The organism is Neolewinella lacunae, from assembly GCF_014349155.1.
Taxonomy (GTDB): domain Bacteria; phylum Bacteroidota; class Bacteroidia; order Chitinophagales; family Saprospiraceae; genus Neolewinella; species Neolewinella lacunae.
This window is the reverse complement of sequence record NZ_JACSIT010000100.1, coordinates 26,778-44,959: the sequence shown is the minus strand read 5'-3', so window position 1 is coordinate 44,959 and position 18,182 is coordinate 26,778. Positions and strand designations below refer to the sequence as shown.

Below are 18,182 nucleotides of genomic sequence, written 5' to 3'. Positions count from 1 at the left end.
GTTATTCAGGTTTAGCTGCGCTGCTACCTTCGGTGGTGACACCTACCGGGGTCAGGCGAAGTTCTTACTTCATTTTCTTCTCGGTAACGAGTTTGATGTTGAGGTCGAACTCGTCGTAGATGGTCTTATCACCGAGGTTATCGAAGAAAGAGCCGGAGCCGTAGCGGACGTCGAAGTCGCTGCGGTCGAGCTTGAGGTCGGCGGTAGCGACGTAGCTGCCGGCATTTTCGGTGACGTTGGCATTGAAGCGGACTTCTTTGGTCGTTTCCTTGATGGTGAGGTCTCCGGTGACGCGGTAATCGCCGGGGGTGCCGCGGCTGACGACCTTGGTGATCTTAAAGGTAGCGGCAGGGAATTTCTCCACACCGAAGAAATCGGCGCTCTTCAGGTGGCCCACCAGTTTATCGGCGGCTCCGCCCTGGAGGTCGGTGCAGGTGATGCTGTTCATGGCAATGGTGAAAGAGCCGCCGGTGAGCTGGCCATCGTTGAACTCGAACTGGCCGTCCTGTACCTTAATGGTGCCGGTGTGTTCGCCGGTGACTTTGTAGCCCTTCCAGGTGACTACGCTGGCGGCGGGGTCGACCTTGACGGCAACCGTGGTGACGGTAAAGAGGAAGGCGGTGAAAAGCAGTAGTGACTTAAACATGGTAGAAAAATTTACGGTGGGTAAATGAATGGATGAGAGGGAGCTTAGGCTATGGATGGTGCCCTGCTCGTCCGCAGGCGACTTTCGTGGCACCTGCGGCAGCGCTCCGGATGGAATTGTGCCCCCAACGAACGGACAAAGGGTGGGCAAAATTTGATGTATATACATTTATTTTGCCCACACGGTTGCGGGAAAAGTGAAAAAAAAGTGAACATCGGTCTAAAAAAGCGCGATATGGATCGGGTTGCGTACTAAACTGCCGCGTGGGCGACGTTAGGCGAGGGCGTGGCTGGCCCGCTTGCGGGTGTTGCGCGCACGGCGCTATTGTTAAATCTCCGGTATATTGCTGCCGGAAAAGCCCCGGAACCGGGTTCCTGCCTTCCTTTTTAAACTGACTACTCACTGATGATGCCACTGCCCCACCCCACCTTTCGAGCGACCATTATTACCGTCTGTTTTTTTCTCTTGAGTGCTGGCCTGGCGGGTCAGGCGACTACGGTGTACACTGACGCCTGGCGCATTTTCAAAAAAGCGGAAGCGGACCAAGCCGATAACCTGCTGGCCAAAGCCCAGCGGCAATACGCCGAGGTGCTTAAGATGCTCCTGCCCGTCCACCAGCCCGAAGCGGAGCTGCTGCGTACCAAAGCCGAACTGAACCAGGCCAAAATTGCCGTAAAACTGGGCAAGGTAGAGGGTGAGAAGTTGATCCTTGACTTCGTGCGCCGCTACCAGCCTGACCCCATTGCCAACGAGGCGTTGCTGGAGGTGGCCAATTTTTATTTCAACGAGAATGAGCTGGAAAAGGCCGTCGATTACTACAAGCGCGTGCCCTCCGAACTGCTCACCCCCGACCAGCGGGCGGAGATGAACTTTCGCCTGGGCTACGCCAACTTCGTGCAGAAAAAATTTGGCGATGCGAAGCGCTACTTCCAGCTGAGCAAAAGCACCCAGGGGGATTTTTACTACCCGACGAACTACTACCTTGGGATGATTTACTTCTTCGAGGGCAACTACGACGGCGCGGTGGGCCAGTTCAAGATCGCCGAAAAATCGCCGGAATACAGCCAGTACATCCCTTACTACCTGACGCAGATCTTCTTTGCGCAGCGGCGCTACGACGAATTGATTGCCTACGCGGCACCGCTGATTTCGGCGGGCCGGGGCGTGCGCAACACCAAGGAGATGAGCCAGCTGCTGGGCCAGGCCTACTTTGAGAAAGGCGACTACGCCCGGGCGCGTCCGCTCCTGGAAGAATACGCCCGCAACAACCGGCGGATGCAGGAAGAAGAGCTCTACCAACTCGGTTTCACGCAGTACAAGCTCAACGATTTTGCGGCGGCGGCCAAATCCTTCCAGGAGGTGGCTACGCAAAACAGCCTCGTTGGGCAATCCGCCAGTTACTACCTCGGCGACCTGGAGCTGCGCAAGGGCAACGGCGCGGCGGCCCGTACGGCCTTCGGAACGGCTTCGCGGCTCGACTTCGACCCCGCGCTCAAGGAAGACGCCCTGTTCAATTACGCCAAACTGAGCTACGAGCTCGACTACCCGGCCGACGCCATCACGGCCATCGAAAGCCTACCCCCCAGCAGCCGCTACTTCCTGCAGGGCCAGGAACTGCTCGGGGAAATTTTCAACAGCACGCGGGATTACCAGCGGGCGCTCGACATCCTGGAGCGCATGCCCAACCGCACCCCCAAGCTGGAAGAAGCCTACCAGCGGGCCGCTTTTGGCCGGGGCATGGAATTACTGCGGGCGGGCGACGACGCTGCCGCTAAGGTACTCCTCGACAAAAGCCTCCTCCGGCCCGTCGATGCGGTGCTTCGCGCCCAGTCCATTTACTGGCTGGCCGACCTGGCCAACCGGCAGGAAGACTACCCCACTTCTATCAACCTCACCAACCAGTTCCTGACCCTTGCGCGGTCGGTACAGGGCCTGCCCCCGCAGTCGAGCGTCTACACCGCCAACTACCTGCAGGGCTACAACTACCTTAAGCAAAACAACCACGCTGCTTCGCTGGACTACTTCACCGCCGCCGTGGAAGGCATTGAGCGCAATCTGCCGTACATCACCGATGCCGACGTACGCGAGCGCATCCTGGGTGACGCCGTACTGCGGGCGGGCGACGCCTACCTGAGCCGCAACCAGTACGACCAGGCCATCCGCTTTTACAACGACGCCATCAACCGCAAAACGACCGGCTACGTTTACGCCCTGTTCCAGAAAGCCATGATCGAGGGCCTGCGCAACCGCAACGCCGATAAAGTACTGGCCCTGGAGCAGCTCATCCAGAACTACCCCAAGAGCGAGTTTGCCGACGATGCCCTCTACCAACTCGCCCTTACCTACCAGCAGCTCAACCGCCCGCAGGAAGCCCTGCCGCCGTTGCGCAGGATTGTCAGCGAGTACAAGGTCAACTCCACGCTCGTCAACCAGAGCCTGCTGCAACTCGGCCTGATCAGCTACAACCTGGGCAACCGCGAAGCGGCCATCAACTACTACAAGCAGGTGTTCAGCAACAACCCTGACGCCGGGGAATCTGCCCGCGCCAAGGACGCCCTGCGGGAGATCTACGTGGACGACATGGGCCGTGCCGACCTCTTCTTCGACTTCTTCGAGACCCTGCCGGGGCAGGAAGTCAACGCCGACGGCCGCGAGGCGATCACCTTCGAGGCGGCAAAGGGGCAGTATGAAAACGGCAATTACGACCGAGCCATCCCGGCGCTGACCGACTACCTGCGGCAGTACCCCCGGGCCCCCAATGCGCTGGCCGCCACCTTCTACCGGGGCGACAGCTACGTGGCCACCCGCCGCTACAACGAAGCCCTGCCCGACTACGAAACGGTGGTCAACGCCGGCCCCAGCAGCTACTACCTGCCCGCGCTAAAAAAAGGCAGCCTGATTGCCTACAACAGCCTCCAGGACTTCCAGCGCGCCTTCCGCCTCTTTGCCCAACTGGAAACGGCGGCCGACACCGAAGAAACCCGCGTGGATGCCCAGGTGGGGGCCCTGCGCGCCGCCTACCGCCTCAAAGACACCCGCGCGACGGAAGAGTACGCCCGCAAGGTGGCCAACAACCCTGCGGCCCCCGCCGACCAGCAAACGACGGCCAGCTTCTACCTCGGTAAAATCGCCTACGACCGCAACGACTACCCGACGGCCCGCACCGCCTTTGAACGGGTAATGGCCAACTCCGACGACGAGCAAACCGCCGAAGCCCGCTACCTGCACGCCAACATCTTCTACGTGCAGCGCGACCTCGATAAGGCGCAGTCCCTCGCCCTCGAAGCCAACCGCGAAAGCTCCGGCTACCCCTACTGGGTGGCCAAGACGGTCATCCTGCTGGCCGATGTCTTGCGCGACAAAGGCGACATTTACAACGCCCGCGCCGCCCTGGAAGCCCTGTTGGAAAATTACGACGAAGACGCCACCGTGGTGGCCGAAGCCCGCCAGAAACTCGCCATCGTCCAGAACCAGATCGATGCCAACAGCCGCATCAACAACGGTTCCAATGTCCAGCCCGGTTACCTCGAACTCGACAACGGTGGTGGCGGAAACTAGTGCTGCAAACACCCTCCCCTTCTTTCATATTTTCTGACTTTCTACTTTACGCTACCGATGCTTCGTCCAATCCTCTTCGCGTTCTTCCTCGTCAGTTCCGCCAGCGCCCTCTTCGCCCAGGGCGGGATCGACAACAACAACGTCACGGTCATCACCAACTTCCAGGCCCGCCTGCTGGAGGCCAACCGCGTGCGGGTAAACCCCACCACCCCACCGGCGGATACCACCCGCCAGCGCCAGACTTACAACACCGTTGACCGGCCGCTCAACATCGATTACCCGGCACCGGTCATCCGCCCCAAAGGCGTCACCCGGGAAAAAGAAGCGCCCGCCAAAGACGGCTACCTCTCCATCGGCGCAGGTTTGCCAGGGGCCTTCTACGGCGACCTGAGCTACGACCTCAATGGCGTGGACAATGCCGAACTCGGCGTCTACGCCCGCCACCACAGTTTCAACAACGATAAGAAGGTGGAGAACCAGAAATCCAGCGACACCGAGTTTGGGGTGGAGGGGACTTACCTCTTCGACCAGGGCTTTGCCGTCAGTGCCGGCGCGGGCTACGATACGCGCAGCCGTTACTTCTACGGCTACAACTTCCCCGATACCGAGGTGGATTCCTCCGGTACCCCCAGCTTCACCGAAGACCAGGTGCGGCAGCGCTACAACATCTTCAGCCTCCACGGCGAAATTTTCAACGGCACACGTACGGCGGCCGACATCGACTACAAAGCCGGCCTGGCCGTCTACCTCATGGACGGCAACCCCGCCGTGCGTGAAAACGGCATCGACCTGACAGTACAGGGCACCAAGTGGATTTCCGACGAGCAGCCGCTGGATTTCAAGCTCCGCGCCGACTTCACCAACTACAAAGACACCAGCAGCCAGACGCTGAACAACATCTACTTCAGCCCCAGCTACACCACCTCCATCGCCGGTCGCTACCGCCTCAAAGTGGGGGTTAACCTGACGAGCAGCGACGATGATTTCAGCTTCTTCCCCGACGTGAGCCTTTCGGCCCCCATCATCGAGGGCTTGCTTTCGGCCTTCCTCGGGGCGGAGGGCAGCCTGCAGAAAAACAACCTGCGCAGCCTGGCCGATTACAACCCCTGGATCAAGCCCCGCCTGATCATCCGCAACTCCGAATACACCCGGCTCTACGGCGGCGTGGATGGCACCATTTCCGGCATCGCCTACCGGGCGGAGGCCAGCTACAAGATCGTCGATAACCTCGCCCTTTTCTTGCTGGACCGCAGCCTGGAAATCCCGCAGTTCAACGTGCTGTACGACAATGCCGACATCATCACCCTCCAGGGTTCCGTCACGGCTACGCTGCTGCAAGACATCCTGCTCAAAGGCACCATCGCCCAGCGTTTTTACAGCCTGGAGACCGAAGAAAAAGCCTGGCACTTGCCCAGCTTCAGCGTCAACGTCGGGGCGGCCTACAACCTCAAAAACCAGAGTGCTACGGTGGGTGCTGACCTCTACTTCGAAAATGGCCTGCCCTACCGCGATTCCGAAGGCATGGCCCGCAACCTCAACCCCCTGGCCGACCTGAGCCTCCACGGACGCTACGATATTTCGGACAACATCAGCGCCTGGGTCCGCGTCAACAACCTCCTGAACAACCGCCGCGAGCGCTTCGCGCAGTACCCCACCATCGGGACCAACTTGCTGGTGGGTGTGGCGGCGAAGTTTTAAGGGATTAAAGGGCGAAGGGATTAAAGGGGGAAAGGATTAAAGGGGCGCGGCCGCAGGTGCCGGGGAATTCCTTTGGAGCGGGGGGAGGGATTAGGCTTTCTTAGGTGCCTAAAGAATCTTTGGCGAGCCTCATCACTGCTCAGGTGGCAACGCTTAGCTGCGTATGCGTTCGATTCTTCAGCAATACTTTTAATTTCGGGCATGTCAATGAATAAATAAGACATACCTTTACTAAACATTTTCACTGACCTCCTACCTTACTTAACTCTATCTTCACGGGATACCGAGGAGGATAATGGCCTTGAGATGAACCCATAGAATCCGTATTAATTCGATAAACTCCATGAGAACAAAGTTAACTTCATTTTTAGGCCCCATTGCATCAGTCCTAATTGTACTTGGGTCAACTGGTTGTGATGACTGCCCCAAAGAAGTAAAAGTTAGCCCAGATCTCGACTTCAACCCTTCTGCTTTGCAGATTCTGGATATTTTCGAGCCTAGTGAACTCGTCTTTTCAGACGTTGATGGAAACACCATCTCATTCAACGAAATAGAGTCCTTCGAAGGATTTGAAAAATTGGACCAGGGTAGGAACAGATACCAGTGTGATAATGGGAAACAAGCTACTGGAATTTATTATCGTCAGCGGCAAGCTAAAAGTTACCTATCTTCTCAAGGTGACAAGATTAATTTAAACATGTATAGTTGGAACCCTTTATTTGTACCCTCATCGGGCATAATTCCTCCCGATACCGCCACTGGAATGGATGTCCTTGACGTAGAATTGATATTTATCGGGTGCGATACCTTAAGAGAATCCAGGTACCTACAGTTCACTGATGGAACCCCAAACGTGTACGAAAGCGGCTTTTCAATCACGAAATTTGGGCATGCCCATTCCAACCTGTTCTCCGTTGGAACTTTACCATATCCCTACGGTATTTATTTAGGGCACAATAAGGGCATAGTCGCTTTTGACTATTGCGGGAAGAATTGGGTACAAATACCATAGTTGCAGAACAATTTTAGCAATAGAATGCCCATTTTGTAGTCGTAAATCCGTCAAGATTTTCGTGCATTGAGGAAATCCTTCGTTCAGATGCCCGCCCCAATGACTCTCCCACAAGCTGAACCGCCCCTTCAGCCGATCCCCTCGCCAACCCCTATCTTCGCCCCCATGAAAAACCAACTCCACCAGCTATACGCCCAGGAGCCACTTTCCCGGGATGCGGCCTATGAAACGCTCTCGCGCATCGGCAATGGGCGGGCGACGGACATCGAAATTGCCGCCGTGGTTTCGGCGGTCAACATGCGGCCGGCGGTGCTTTCGGAGATCCAGGGCTTTCGCGATGCGATGCTCGAACTGGCCCACCCCATTGACCTCGGCGGCCGGGAGACGATCGACATTGTCGGCACCGGCGGCGATGGCAAAAACACCTTCAACATCAGCACCCTGGCCAGCGTCGTCGTGGCCGGCGCAGGCTACCCCGTGACGAAACACGGCAGCTACGGCGTGAGCAGCAACGTGGGCAGCAGCGACGTCCTGCAAGCCCTGGGCTACACCTTCACCAACGACCAGGATACCCTACTGCGCACCCTCGACCGGACCGGCATTTGCTTCTTCCACGCGCCGCTGTTTCACCCGGCGATGAAAAATGTGGTGCCCATCCGCAAGTCGCTCGGCGTGCGGACCTTCTTCAACCTCCTGGGCCCGCTGCTCAACCCGGCCCGGCCGAAGTACCAGGTTTTTGGCACTTACGACCGGCAGGTGGCGCGCATCTACGACTACCTCTTGCAAGACGAAACGGGGCGGGAGTTCAGCATCGTTCACGCCCTCGATGGCTACGACGAGATCAGCCTGACGGGCGCGGCAAGTGTGCGGAGTCGCGAGCGGCAGCGCCTGCTCCATCCCCAGGACTTCGGCTTACCCGCGCTGACGACGGAGGATCTGCACGGCGGAGAAACGGCCGAAGACGGCAAAGCCATCTTTTTGGCGGTGTTGAACAACGCGGCTACCCCGGCGCAGCGCGACGTCGTTTGCGCCAACGCTGGCCTCGCCATCCACACCATCCACCCCGATCGCAGCTTGCCCGACTGCGTAGCGGAGGCGGCCGAGAGCCTCAGCAGTGGCCGGGCCCTGGGGGTACTCAATCGACTAATTAACTAACCTTGCTCTTCTCCCCCTCTGGGGGTTGGGGGGGCCTTGCTCTCCCCCTCTGGGGGTTGGGGGGGCCTTGCTCTCCCCCTTTGGGGGTTGGGGGGCCAACCAACTCCCCCCTTCGGGGGTCGGGGGGGAGCACCTGCGGCCGCGCCCGCATCCGCCACCAAAATTGCTTACTTATGGAAACCATTCTCGACCGCATCAACGCCCACAAAATGGCCGAGGTGGCCCTGCGCCGCGAGCAGACGCCCCTGAGTGCGCTGCGCGATAGTGCCGACTACGCCGCGCCCCGCCGGAGCCTGGTGGCCGCCCTGCGCGACAGCACGGACTACGGCATCATTGCCGAGTTTAAGCGCAAATCGCCCAGCCAAAACGACATCAACCTGGCCGCCGACCCCGCCGCCATCGCCCAAGGTTACGCTGGGGCGGGCGCGGCCGGCATCAGTTGCCTAACCGACGGCGCATTTTTCGGCGCCCTCCCCACTGATTTTGCCGCCGTGCGCCGGAGTGTGGACCTCCCCCTGATCCGCAAAGATTTCGTCGTGGACCCCTACCAACTCCACGAAGCCCGCGCGATGGGCGGAGACGTGGTCTTGCTCATCGCCGCCTCCCTTTCGGCCGCGCAGATTGCCGATTACACCGCCGAGGCCCACAGCCTGGGCCTGGAAGTGCTCTGCGAAGTACACAACGAAGAAGAGGTCGGCCGCCTGAGCCCCGAGGTCGATATCGTCGGCGTCAACAACCGCAACCTGAAAGATTTCAGCGTCAGCATCCACAACAGCATCCGCCTGGCCGAACTGCTGCCGCCCGGCATCCCCCGCATCAGCGAAAGCGGCATCGAAGACCCCCAGGCCATCGCCCGCCTGCGCCGCGCCGGGTACCGCGGCTTCCTCATCGGCACCTACTTCATGCGCGAAGCCGACGCGGGCCGGGCCCTGGCCGATTTTGTCGGGCAAGTCCGCACGATCGAAGACCTTTACGACGGGGCGATTGCCTGAGGAAAAGGCAGGCGGGGTGTAGGGCGCGGCCGCAGGTGCTCCCCCCCGGCCCCCCGAAGGGGGGAGTCAGGACGAGGAGCGAGGAAGGGGCTGCGCAGCGGCGGGGAAAGACCCAACGATTCCGCAACGCCATCGGGCTTAAACCCCTACCTTTATCCCAACGACCCAAAAACTACACAGCATGAAAATCAAGGTATGTGGCCTGCGCCAACCGGAGAACATCACCGAAGTGCTGGGCCTCGGCATCGATTTTGCGGGCTTCATCTTCCACAAGCGCTCGCCCCGGCACGCCGCCTCGGCCGAGTTGATGCGGTGGATGGAAAACAACCCTCAGCCCTTCGAGAGCACGGCAAAGGTCGGGGTGTTCGTCAATGCCGAACTTGATTATATCCTCAACGTCGTCCACGATTACCAGCTCGATTACGTACAACTCCACGGCAACGAAAGTCCGGGCTACTGCCGGGAATTGAAACTGCTCTGGTCCGTCAGCACCCTGCGCAAAGCCAAGATCATCAAGGCCTTTTCCGTCGCGGCCGACTTCAACTTCCGGGACACGGGGGAGTACGTCGATTCCTGTCCGCTCTTCGTTTTTGACACGGGAGGCCACCCCGAAGCCGGCGGGACGGGGCAGAAGTGGGATTGGGAACGGCTGGCCGCCTACCAACACCCGGTGCCCTTCCTGCTCAGCGGAGGAATTGGCCCGGAGGACGCCGCCGCCGTGCGGGCCCTCCAGCATCCCCAGCTGGCGGGGGTGGATGTGAACAGCCGTTTTGAATCCGCTCCCGGGGTGAAAGACGTGAGCCAGTTGGCGGCGTTTGTGGAAGCGTTGCGGTAAGGCTCTTTAGCCCATGGAGTTGCATGGAGTATTGCGTGGAGTTTTTTCGCTGAACTGGGCCGTAGTTTTTCAAGACTCTAGCATTTCAGTGTTCGGTAAAGCGCAAAACTTAACCCTGTTTGATGCTGCGTTTTAAGCAACGCGTTTACGACGTCGTTGCGGTTGCTAGGACCGAAAAGCGAAGCCAAAAATCAGCCCATAGCAGCAAAGAAGGCGCCGAGTTTCTGGGGGTCGAGCCTTCCGTCGGTCCTGACGCTGCTGCAGAGGTCGAGGCCGAAGGGTTCTACCGTTTCGATGGCCTGCCGGACGTTGTCTTTATTGAGTCCGCCAGCTAGGAAGAGCGGGATGGCGATGGCTTTGCGGATTTCCTTGCTTAATGCCCAATTGTGGGTCCGGCCCGTCCCGCCCAGTTCTTTTATCGCCAGGTTCGGGTTGCCGCTGTCCAGTAAAATTGCGTCGACGAAGCGGGAAACTTCTACGGCTTCCCGTACGGAGCCTTCGTCGATGACGTGGATGACTTGCACCAATTTTACGTGGGGCAGTTCGTCGCGCAGCATTTGGTATTCGCGTTGTTCGAGGGCATCGACGATTTGGATGGTGGTGGTTTGCACTTTCTGGTAGTGTGCGATAATGTCCTGGGGCTTGGTCTCGCTGGTCAGCAAAAAGGTAGCGATGGGCGGCGGGACGGTCTGGGCAATCTGGTAAATCAGCTCATCCCCGATCACGCCGGGTCCGCTGGGCATGTGGCCCACCAGGCCCAATGCGGCAGCGCCGTGGTCAATGGCTATCTTGGCCTCTTCCACACTGCTGATGCAGCAAATTTTTACTCTGGGACGTGTCATAGATACTGAGAAGTTGGCGATCCGTTAAGCGGTGCGCAAAATCTTGTCCATTTTGCGGCCTTTGGCCAACTCATCCACCAGCTTATCGAGGTAGCGCACCTGCTGGGTCAGGGGGTCTTCGATTTCTTCCACGCGGTAGCCGCAAATAACGCCGGTGATGAGGTGGGCGTTGGCATTGAGCGTGGCCTGGGCAAAGAAAGTGGCAAAAGTGGACTTTTCCGCAAGGTGTTTCTCCAGCTCCGGGTCGGTAAATCCGGTGAGCCATTCAATTACCTGGAGCAATTCGGCTTTGGTGCGGCCCTTGCGTTCTACCTTGGTCACGTAATGCGGAAAGACGGAGGCGACGGTGAGCCTGGCAATCTTGGCCTGGTGTTCAGGAGATGGTTGCATGGTTAGTGACTTTCCGTGTAATTCTTGTAATTGTTCAGGATGGCTTGCCAGCCTTCTCGTTGCATATCGACGGGATTTTCGGTTTCAGCGTCGAAGGCAACGGTGACTTCCGTTTGCTGGCCTTGGCCCCGGAAATCGACATCCACCATTCTATCCTCGCCCAGGACGTAGCGGAAGTGTTTGCCCGGTTCTACTTCCAGGTAGGTGGCCTCGAAGTCGAAAGCGAAGCTGCCGTCTTTGGCTTCCATTCTGGCGCGGTAGGTTCCGCCCGGGCGCAGGTCGTTGGAGGCGCTGGGGCATTGCCAGTCGTCGGAGGCAAAGTTCCACTGCGTGATGTGTTCCGGCTCGGTATAGTAAGCCCAGGCTTTCTGGGGATCGGCAGAAACGGTGGTTTGGATGGTGATTTTGGTAGCTTGCATGGTAGCTTGGTGGTAAAACTTTGGGCCAAAAATTGCTTTGCTGTGGGCGTCAAATCTTCAAGTTTACGCCCATGATGATTTGCCGGAACCCACCGCCGAACAGGCCGGAAGTGGCGCGGTTGAGGCGAGAGGCGCGGTAGATCTCGTTCGTGACGTTTTTGCCGTTGAGGAAAGCGGTCATTTTTACGTTGTTCCCGAGGGTAAAGTTATAGTTTGCAAAGGCATCTACGGAGTAAAAGGCCGGTAATTTACCTATGGCTCCATCGGCTGATTCACTGTTGAAATTATGGAATTCGGTGAATTGCGCACTTACGAAGTGCCCACTGAAACCGACGGAAAGTTGTTGGTAATCATAGTTCAGGCCAACACTTGCGTTCAATTTCGGCGTGTAAGGAGCTTCTGCATCCCTGATACCATCAGGACCGAATGTAAGGACGCTTTTGGTGATCCGGGGGAAGTCTGCGGCATCAATGGTTTCCTCAGTGAAAAGGGTTTCCCCTCCAAAACCGTCATCTACGAATACGTCTATGGCGCTGCGGTTGGCGTTTACTTTAGCGAGGTATTCATTGCGGGTCGCGGTGCTGTGGATCACCTGCGAGAACAGGTCATTATCCACCAACCTACCTTCCAAAACTTTCGACCGCATCAGATTGATCGTCCCCATAAGGCTGACGGTATGGTCCTTTTTGTGAAATAGCTCGGCCCCAAAAGCAGCTTCCAATCCTTGCACGTTGATGCGGCCAAGTTCTTGAAATACTTCGTTGCGTCCGCCGAGGTAAAAATTTCGGGTGGTATTGTTGAAGTAGGTGAATTGTCCGTCAATTCGGTTGTCCCATAGGTTTCCCCGCCAGCCAATTTCCCTATTCCAACTCAGTTCTGGGTCGATGTTGATGCTTTGTCCGGCCAGCGGATTGGTAATTACTCCGTCTTGCTCTACCAAAAATCCAAAGACTTTCGAAGGTGCGATCATGCCCTGATAATAGCTGCCGAAAATCTCGCCATTTTTGGTGCGGTAGTCTACCGTAATCCCAGGCAGCAGCTGGGCATAAGTATTGGGCTCCCGCCCTTCTTTGCTGCTGTTGATGTTGGGGTTTGCAGCCACCGCCAGCAAATCCTGCCGGTACATATCAACGTACTCCATTCGGATAATGGGGGTAATGCCCCATTTCCCGAGCTTAAATTCATTTCTGATGAACCCGTTCGAGGACCAAAGACGGTACCATAAATCAGTAGTTGTTCGCCCGTGCCTTGCCCAACGGCTACTGTCCGCCGTTAAAATGTAGTCTTTGTAGGTTTCTTGGTGGAGATTGAGGCCTACTTCTAGGTGTTGTTGCGCGCCAAAGGCGTCCCAGTCATATTCCATGGTCTCCTTTAAGCCCGAAACGGTGTAAGTCCAACGGCTATCGGTGGTACTCTCCCGCCCGTTTCTTAATCTGCCGACAATCACGTAGTCCTCATCACCAAAAGACCTACCCTCCAGGTAGCGGTAGCGGTCATTAAAAATGGCTTCGCCCAAGTAGTCTCTCACCTCCGAGGCCTTCACTTTCGCGGTGACCTGTCGCCACCAATCACGTTCGAAATCGGAAGCATATACCTTGGAGGTGAAACTCAAATTCTTTTTGGCCAGCCACCGGTGGATGATATCTACACCGTAGCGTCGCATGGCGAACTGATCAGCATCCAGTGGGTTTTGGGTGGGGTCCGTATCAAAAGTATAAGGGGTTTGCGAACTTAAAGAGGCTTGATTGTCCTCGAATTGGCCACTGACCTTGAAGTAGAGGGATTGGTTTTCGGATAGCTTTGCGAATATTTTGGCGTTTAGGTTGAGCACCTCCACGGAGGAGTTTTCGGTAAATCCGTCAAACTTTTTATATACTCCTTCCACCAAGGCTCCGAGATTGTTCCAGGTCCCTCCGTAGGAAAGCAGCCCCGTTTGGTAGTTGCGTTGGCCACCGACCATTTTTACCCTTAGTTCTGGTTTCTGCGGGGGCAGGGCGGTAATGTAGTTGATTGCTCCGTACATGTTATTGGGCCCGAAGCGCAACATATCGGCCCCTTTGTACACCTCGATGGCCGTGATGCGGTCACTTACCGGATTGTAGTATACCCCTGGCGCGATGTAAGGTGCCGGGGCCAGCGGAGAACCATCCTCCATGAGCAAAACCTTTTCGGACCGCCGCCCCCAGGAACCTCTAATGCTGATGTTGGGGCGGTTGGATAGCCCCATATCTCCCACAATATTTACTCCCGGAACCGTGCGGAGCACTTCCTCAGTGCTCAAGGGATTAATATCTTTGAGGGTAACCGGATTAATTCTGAAATTGCTGCCCTTGAAATTCCCTTTGAAACTGTTCGGGGATGCACTCACGATGATCTCGTCCAGGGTAGTGTTGGCGCGTTCCATTTCAATAACGCCGAGGGTGGAGGACTGCCCAGTGAACGGTATGCGCCTTTCTTCATAGCCCAGGTATCGGATGATGAGTACGTCTTCCTCCTTTTCCGATTCGATGGAAAAGAAACCCTTTTCATTCGTAACGGCAACATTTTCGCCCGCCTGGAATTGCACCAAGGCCCCTACCAACGGTTGTCCGTCCGATGTTTCCAGCACACTTCCTGAAATGATCCTTTGCGCGTTACCGAAGCTTGAAATGGCTAATAAAAGGAAGAGTAGTATTTTGGCTTTGGAGAACATTGTGCATTTTTTATTCTTGGCCGAAGCCCATTCACAAAAATGCAGGCTCCCCAGGTGGGGTAGCCCGCATTCAAAAGTTCGTTGGGACTTTGGTCTTCCGGCCGTAAAGAGAACTTCCGGACAAATTTACCAAAGTCCCAACGAGGTCTACAGCGCTGTTGTGTGCTTGGCTACGCAGTAAAACACCGCTCAATCCGCTCCATCATTACGCGCCACCTCAATGGTATATCCAGCCACGTCAATTCCCTGGGCGGTGCCGACAGTGGCGTCAAAGGTCCAGTGAATGCCGCCGTAAACCCGCGAGATGGCGGCCTCCTCGGCCCAGCCCCGTACCAATTGGGCTTCCGATGGGAAAATGTAGGCCAGGACTTCCGCGCCAGCGGCGGAAAAAACGCTGTGCCCGGAGGTATAAGCCGGGAAGTTGGGCGTCCCTGCGATGGTCGTAAAACCATCAATTACCTGAATGGGCCGGGGGTAGTGGTAGTAGTATTTCGCATCCCAGCAACTGATGCCGCCGTCCATCATTGCCATATTGAGGTAGGCAAAAGTGCGGGCCGACCGCAGCGGATTGAGCCGGTACTTCACAATGAATTCTTTGGCAAACTCATTCCAGTGCCCCGGTGGGGTGTAAGTACCTAAACCGTCTTGCCAAAAATTGGCAATTCTCCTTCTTTCCTGGGTCACGTTGGCGGCGAAATCCTTGAGGATGGCCACGTCCGCCAGGTATTCCGGTGATCCGATGGCCGGGGGAGGAATGGGGCGGGTTTGCTCCACATTGTCTACGCTCCACATCCTGACCTTGCCGTAAAGCGGGGTCAGGCCAACGGGGCGCTGCGGCAACTCCCGGTTGATCCATTCCCAACCGAAACGATCTAAAGCCGCCTGTGCGATAGAATCTGACACAGGCTTTGGTGCTTGTGCATTTCTCATGCCGTCGCTGGCAGCACGGGCCAGGGCGATGCCGGAGATGGCTTGGCCGATGGTCCGACCCGCGTCAATATCGCTTTGGACGTTGGCCCCCGAAAGCAACAGGCAGCGCAGGTGCTCCGCTTCTCTTTCCGCCAGATATTCAGCTTCGAGGGGGAACATCTGCGTCAGGATTTGCCGGGAGACCGAGGCGACCACCGCTCCATCCGACGGGTAGGAAGGGATGATATTGCCAACGTAAGTCGCCTTAATGCTGGGGTCCTGTACAAAGGGCGCGTCGCGGTTGAACGCAAACTTATGGTGCCACGCGGAGATCAAGCCATCGAACTGCGCCACCGATAAGTACGCCAGTGCCCGCACCGCGTACGGTGGGTGGGCAAAGGGGAAGGCGGGCGGACCGTTGGGGTTGGCCGGATTAGGCAGGGTGTAGGAGCCATCCGGGTTAGGCCCGGGAATCAGGTTGTATTTGGCCACCAGTTCCAGGGCAATTTCATTCCAGCGGATGATGGGGTTCTGCGTCCAGTACGTAACGGCCTTAGTTTCAACTTCGGTCATCCGGGCGACCTGCTCTTTTAAGTCCTCAATCTCCTGCAAGTACGCCGGAGAGCCGGGAGCACTCGGCGTGGGGAGGCTGATGTCGGCACCACTGTTGATTAAGATGGGCTTCCAATTCCCACCGGTGGGATCGACGGAAGCGAATTCATAGCCCTGAAATTCGTAATAGGTTGGCAGGTCTTTTTCACAAGAGAAAAAGGCGAACGCAACCATTACGCTGAGGATAATTTTATTTTTAAAACCCTTCACACTTGGATTATTTTCGGTAGTTAAAGAAATAGGTCAACCCCAGGCCGGTAGTAATCATCTCAGGAGCATTGCGCCCGTCGACGATGCGATTGTGGTACGCCACTACGCCAAGGCCCTTTACCTGGGGGAAATAATACTGCGCCATCAGGCCAACCCGCCCAAAGTTCACCCGGTTGGTGGGCTGGGGGGCGTTGTAAGATCGGATGTCGTCTCCGCTCAAGGAGCGGGAAGCGATGTAACTCAACTGAACTCTCAGCGCATCGGCCAGGAACCACTTTCCCGCCACTGCCTCCAAAGTGAAGGCACTGGGAACATCCATCCATGGGGTATAATAACTCCCGTCATTGTAGTAGTATTCCCTCTCCGCCTCGGCGTAGCCCCGCCACAGGTAGGCACCAGCGCCCCGGACAAACCACTTGCTGCTGTGCTGGTATTCCAGGATAGCGCGATAAGACAGTTCGGGCGCACCGATCCCAATGCTGTACGGTTGGTAGTCGGGCAGATAGTTGGAAATCGGCGTGGAAAAGCCAAGTGTGGCAAGCCCCACCAATTCTCCCTTGTTGAGGGTTTTGTTCAGCCAGCGGTACTTCGCCGCCAGGGTCAGGTCTTGCAGGCCACTCGCTCCGGCAAAGTTGCCCCCGTTGGGCTCCGTCGACCAGGTCTTTACGTACGGGACCCCAGCGTAGATGTTCAGGTTGTCCCACAGGCCAATGGCCACCATAGGCATGGCGCTCCGGCGGTGGACCGTTTCGATGGTCTGGTTGTTGCGCTTCACCTCACCTTCCCAGTAATGATCGAAGCTCGCAAAAGAGTATTCCAGTAAGACGCAGGCCTGGTTGCCTTTCATCAGTATGGCGTCGCTGGGCGTCTGGGCAGACAGATAGGAAGTAGCCCCCGCAGCCAGGAGAAGTAGGTAGTAGATTTTCCTCATTTTGGACATTTGGTGAACAAATGTAGCAAAGATTACCTACAGGTGTAGATAAGTTTTTCGCTCGGCATTGAAATTGGCCACCCATGAGGATGGATGGGAAGCGTGCTGTTCCAATGGTCGGTACCACGCCAAACACCTGCTTTTAACGCGGTTTGTGTTCCCCAAAAAAAGTGGATCTGGACGCCCTGGTCAGTAAAGCGCCCCGAAAGACCCGCTTACATTCGAACCACCCCAAAACAACACTGCACCTCCCTCCGGCCATGGGCTGGAGAAAAGTGCAGTGTATATAAAGTCCTGGGTAGTAAACGAGCGGCTGCCGGATCAGACGTCCATGGCCTTGTACACATCGAGGACTTCGCGGACGGCGTCGGCGGAGTCATTGAGCAGCGCCATTTCCTCGTCGTTGAGTTGAAGTTCGAGGAGTTGTTCGATGCCGTTGGTACCGAGTTTGACGGGAACGCCGAGGAAGAGCCCGTCCTGGCCGTACTCGCCTTCGAGGAGGGCGCAGCAGGGGAAGATGCGGCGCTCATCGCGGAGAATGGAGGCCACCATCTGGGCGGCCGCCGCACCGGGGGCATACCAGGCGGAGGTACCCATGAGGGCCACCAACTCACCGCCGCCTTTCTTGGTGCGGTCAACGATGGCTTCGAGCTTATCGGCGTCGATGAGTTCCGTTACGGGAATGCCCGAGACGCTCGTGTAGCGGGGCAGGGGCACCATCGTATCGCCGTGGCCACCGAGGAGCATCGCCTGGATGTCTTTGGGGCTGACGTCGAGTGCCTCGGCTAGGAAGGACCGGAAGCGGGCCGTATCCAGAATACCCGCCATGCCAAACACGCGGCTCTTGGGCAAGCCGCTGGCCTTGTAGGCGGCGTAGGTCATCACGTCGAGTGGATTGGACACGACAATGATGATGGGGTTTTTACTGTGCTCCATGATGGAGCGGGTCACCATCGTGACGATCTTGGCATTGGTGCTGATCAAGTCGTCGCGGCTCATCCCCGGCTTGCGGGGGATACCGGCGGTGATGACCACGATGTCGCTATCGGCCGTGGCCGCGTAGTCATCGGAACCCACCAGGCGGGTGCTGAAATTATCAACGCCAGCTTGCTGGTAGGTATCCAGGGCTTTGCCCTTGGCCAGATCGCCCTTTATGTCAAGAATGACAATTTCCCGGACCAGGTCATTGTGGGCCAACACATTGGCAACGGTGGCACCTACGTTTCCGGCACCAACTACGGTTACTTTACTCATGTTACAGGTTAACTTTTTCCGCCGTAC

The 18,182-nt window shown here is 57.1% G+C and carries 14 protein-coding genes; 6 read left to right on the top strand and 8 right to left on the bottom strand.

Going from position 1 to position 18,182, the window contains the following annotated elements:
- Positions 1-64: 64 nt before the first annotated feature.
- Positions 65-646 (bottom strand): YceI family protein, encoded by a 582-nt coding sequence (locus tag H9S92_RS09950; RefSeq protein WP_187466561.1) that lies wholly within the window; start codon positions 644-646, stop codon positions 65-67.
- 405 nt (positions 647-1,051) lie between these two features.
- Between H9S92_RS09950 and H9S92_RS09945 the strand changes: the two genes are divergently transcribed.
- The 6 genes from H9S92_RS09945 (at position 1,052) to H9S92_RS09920 (ending at position 9,896) form a co-directional block, all read left to right on the top strand.
- Positions 1,052-4,204 (top strand): tetratricopeptide repeat protein, encoded by a 3,153-nt coding sequence (locus tag H9S92_RS09945; RefSeq protein ID WP_187466560.1) that lies wholly within the window; start codon positions 1,052-1,054, stop codon positions 4,202-4,204.
- A 57-nt stretch (positions 4,205-4,261) separates the two neighbouring features.
- Positions 4,262-5,902 (top strand): hypothetical protein, encoded by a 1,641-nt coding sequence (locus H9S92_RS09940; protein ID WP_187466559.1) that lies wholly within the window; start codon positions 4,262-4,264, stop codon positions 5,900-5,902.
- Positions 5,903-6,245: 343 nt separating this feature from the next.
- Positions 6,246-6,914 (top strand): hypothetical protein, encoded by a 669-nt coding sequence (locus tag H9S92_RS09935; RefSeq protein ID WP_187466558.1) that lies wholly within the window; start codon positions 6,246-6,248, stop codon positions 6,912-6,914.
- A gap of 165 nt (positions 6,915-7,079) precedes the next feature.
- Positions 7,080-8,069: an anthranilate phosphoribosyltransferase gene (trpD, locus tag H9S92_RS09930; protein ID WP_187466557.1), complete on the top strand. Its 990-nt coding sequence runs from the start codon at positions 7,080-7,082 to the stop codon at positions 8,067-8,069.
- 173 nt (positions 8,070-8,242) lie between these two features.
- Complete coding sequence (locus H9S92_RS09925; protein ID WP_187466556.1) at positions 8,243-9,061, top strand: indole-3-glycerol phosphate synthase TrpC; 819 nt, start codon at positions 8,243-8,245, stop codon at positions 9,059-9,061.
- 181 nt (positions 9,062-9,242) lie between these two features.
- A complete protein-coding gene (locus H9S92_RS09920; protein WP_187466555.1) occupies positions 9,243-9,896 on the top strand; it encodes a phosphoribosylanthranilate isomerase in 654 nt (217 codons plus the stop codon).
- 191 nt (positions 9,897-10,087) lie between these two features.
- On the opposite strand, the gene H9S92_RS09915 is transcribed toward H9S92_RS09920, so the two are convergent.
- The 7 genes from H9S92_RS09915 to mdh all read right to left on the bottom strand — a co-directional run bounded on the left by H9S92_RS09915 (position 10,088) and on the right by mdh (position 18,155).
- On the bottom strand, positions 10,088-10,738 hold the full coding sequence (locus H9S92_RS09915) for a phosphoribosylanthranilate isomerase (RefSeq protein ID WP_187466554.1): 651 nt from the start codon (positions 10,736-10,738) through the stop codon (positions 10,088-10,090).
- Positions 10,739-10,762: 24 nt separating this feature from the next.
- Positions 10,763-11,128, bottom strand: a complete 366-nt coding sequence (locus tag H9S92_RS09910) for a DUF2200 domain-containing protein (protein WP_187466553.1) — start codon at positions 11,126-11,128, stop codon at positions 10,763-10,765.
- 2 nt (positions 11,129-11,130) lie between these two features.
- Positions 11,131-11,547 carry an SRPBCC family protein gene (locus H9S92_RS09905; RefSeq protein WP_187466552.1) on the bottom strand — a complete coding sequence of 139 codons (417 nt, stop codon included), beginning with the start codon at positions 11,545-11,547 and terminating at the stop codon, positions 11,131-11,133.
- Between the two features lie 49 nt (positions 11,548-11,596).
- Positions 11,597-14,155: a carboxypeptidase-like regulatory domain-containing protein gene (locus tag H9S92_RS09900; RefSeq protein WP_187466551.1), complete on the bottom strand. Its 2,559-nt coding sequence runs from the start codon at positions 14,153-14,155 to the stop codon at positions 11,597-11,599.
- A gap of 273 nt (positions 14,156-14,428) precedes the next feature.
- Positions 14,429-15,970 carry a phosphatase PAP2 family protein gene (locus tag H9S92_RS09895; protein ID WP_290283018.1) on the bottom strand — a complete coding sequence of 514 codons (1,542 nt, stop codon included), beginning with the start codon at positions 15,968-15,970 and terminating at the stop codon, positions 14,429-14,431.
- 7 nt (positions 15,971-15,977) lie between these two features.
- On the bottom strand, positions 15,978-16,901 hold the full coding sequence (locus tag H9S92_RS09890) for a transporter (protein WP_222936049.1): 924 nt from the start codon (positions 16,899-16,901) through the stop codon (positions 15,978-15,980).
- A 321-nt stretch (positions 16,902-17,222) separates the two neighbouring features.
- Complete coding sequence (gene mdh, locus H9S92_RS09885) at positions 17,223-18,155, bottom strand: malate dehydrogenase (RefSeq protein WP_187466549.1); 933 nt, start codon at positions 18,153-18,155, stop codon at positions 17,223-17,225.
- Positions 18,156-18,182 lie beyond the last annotated feature (27 nt).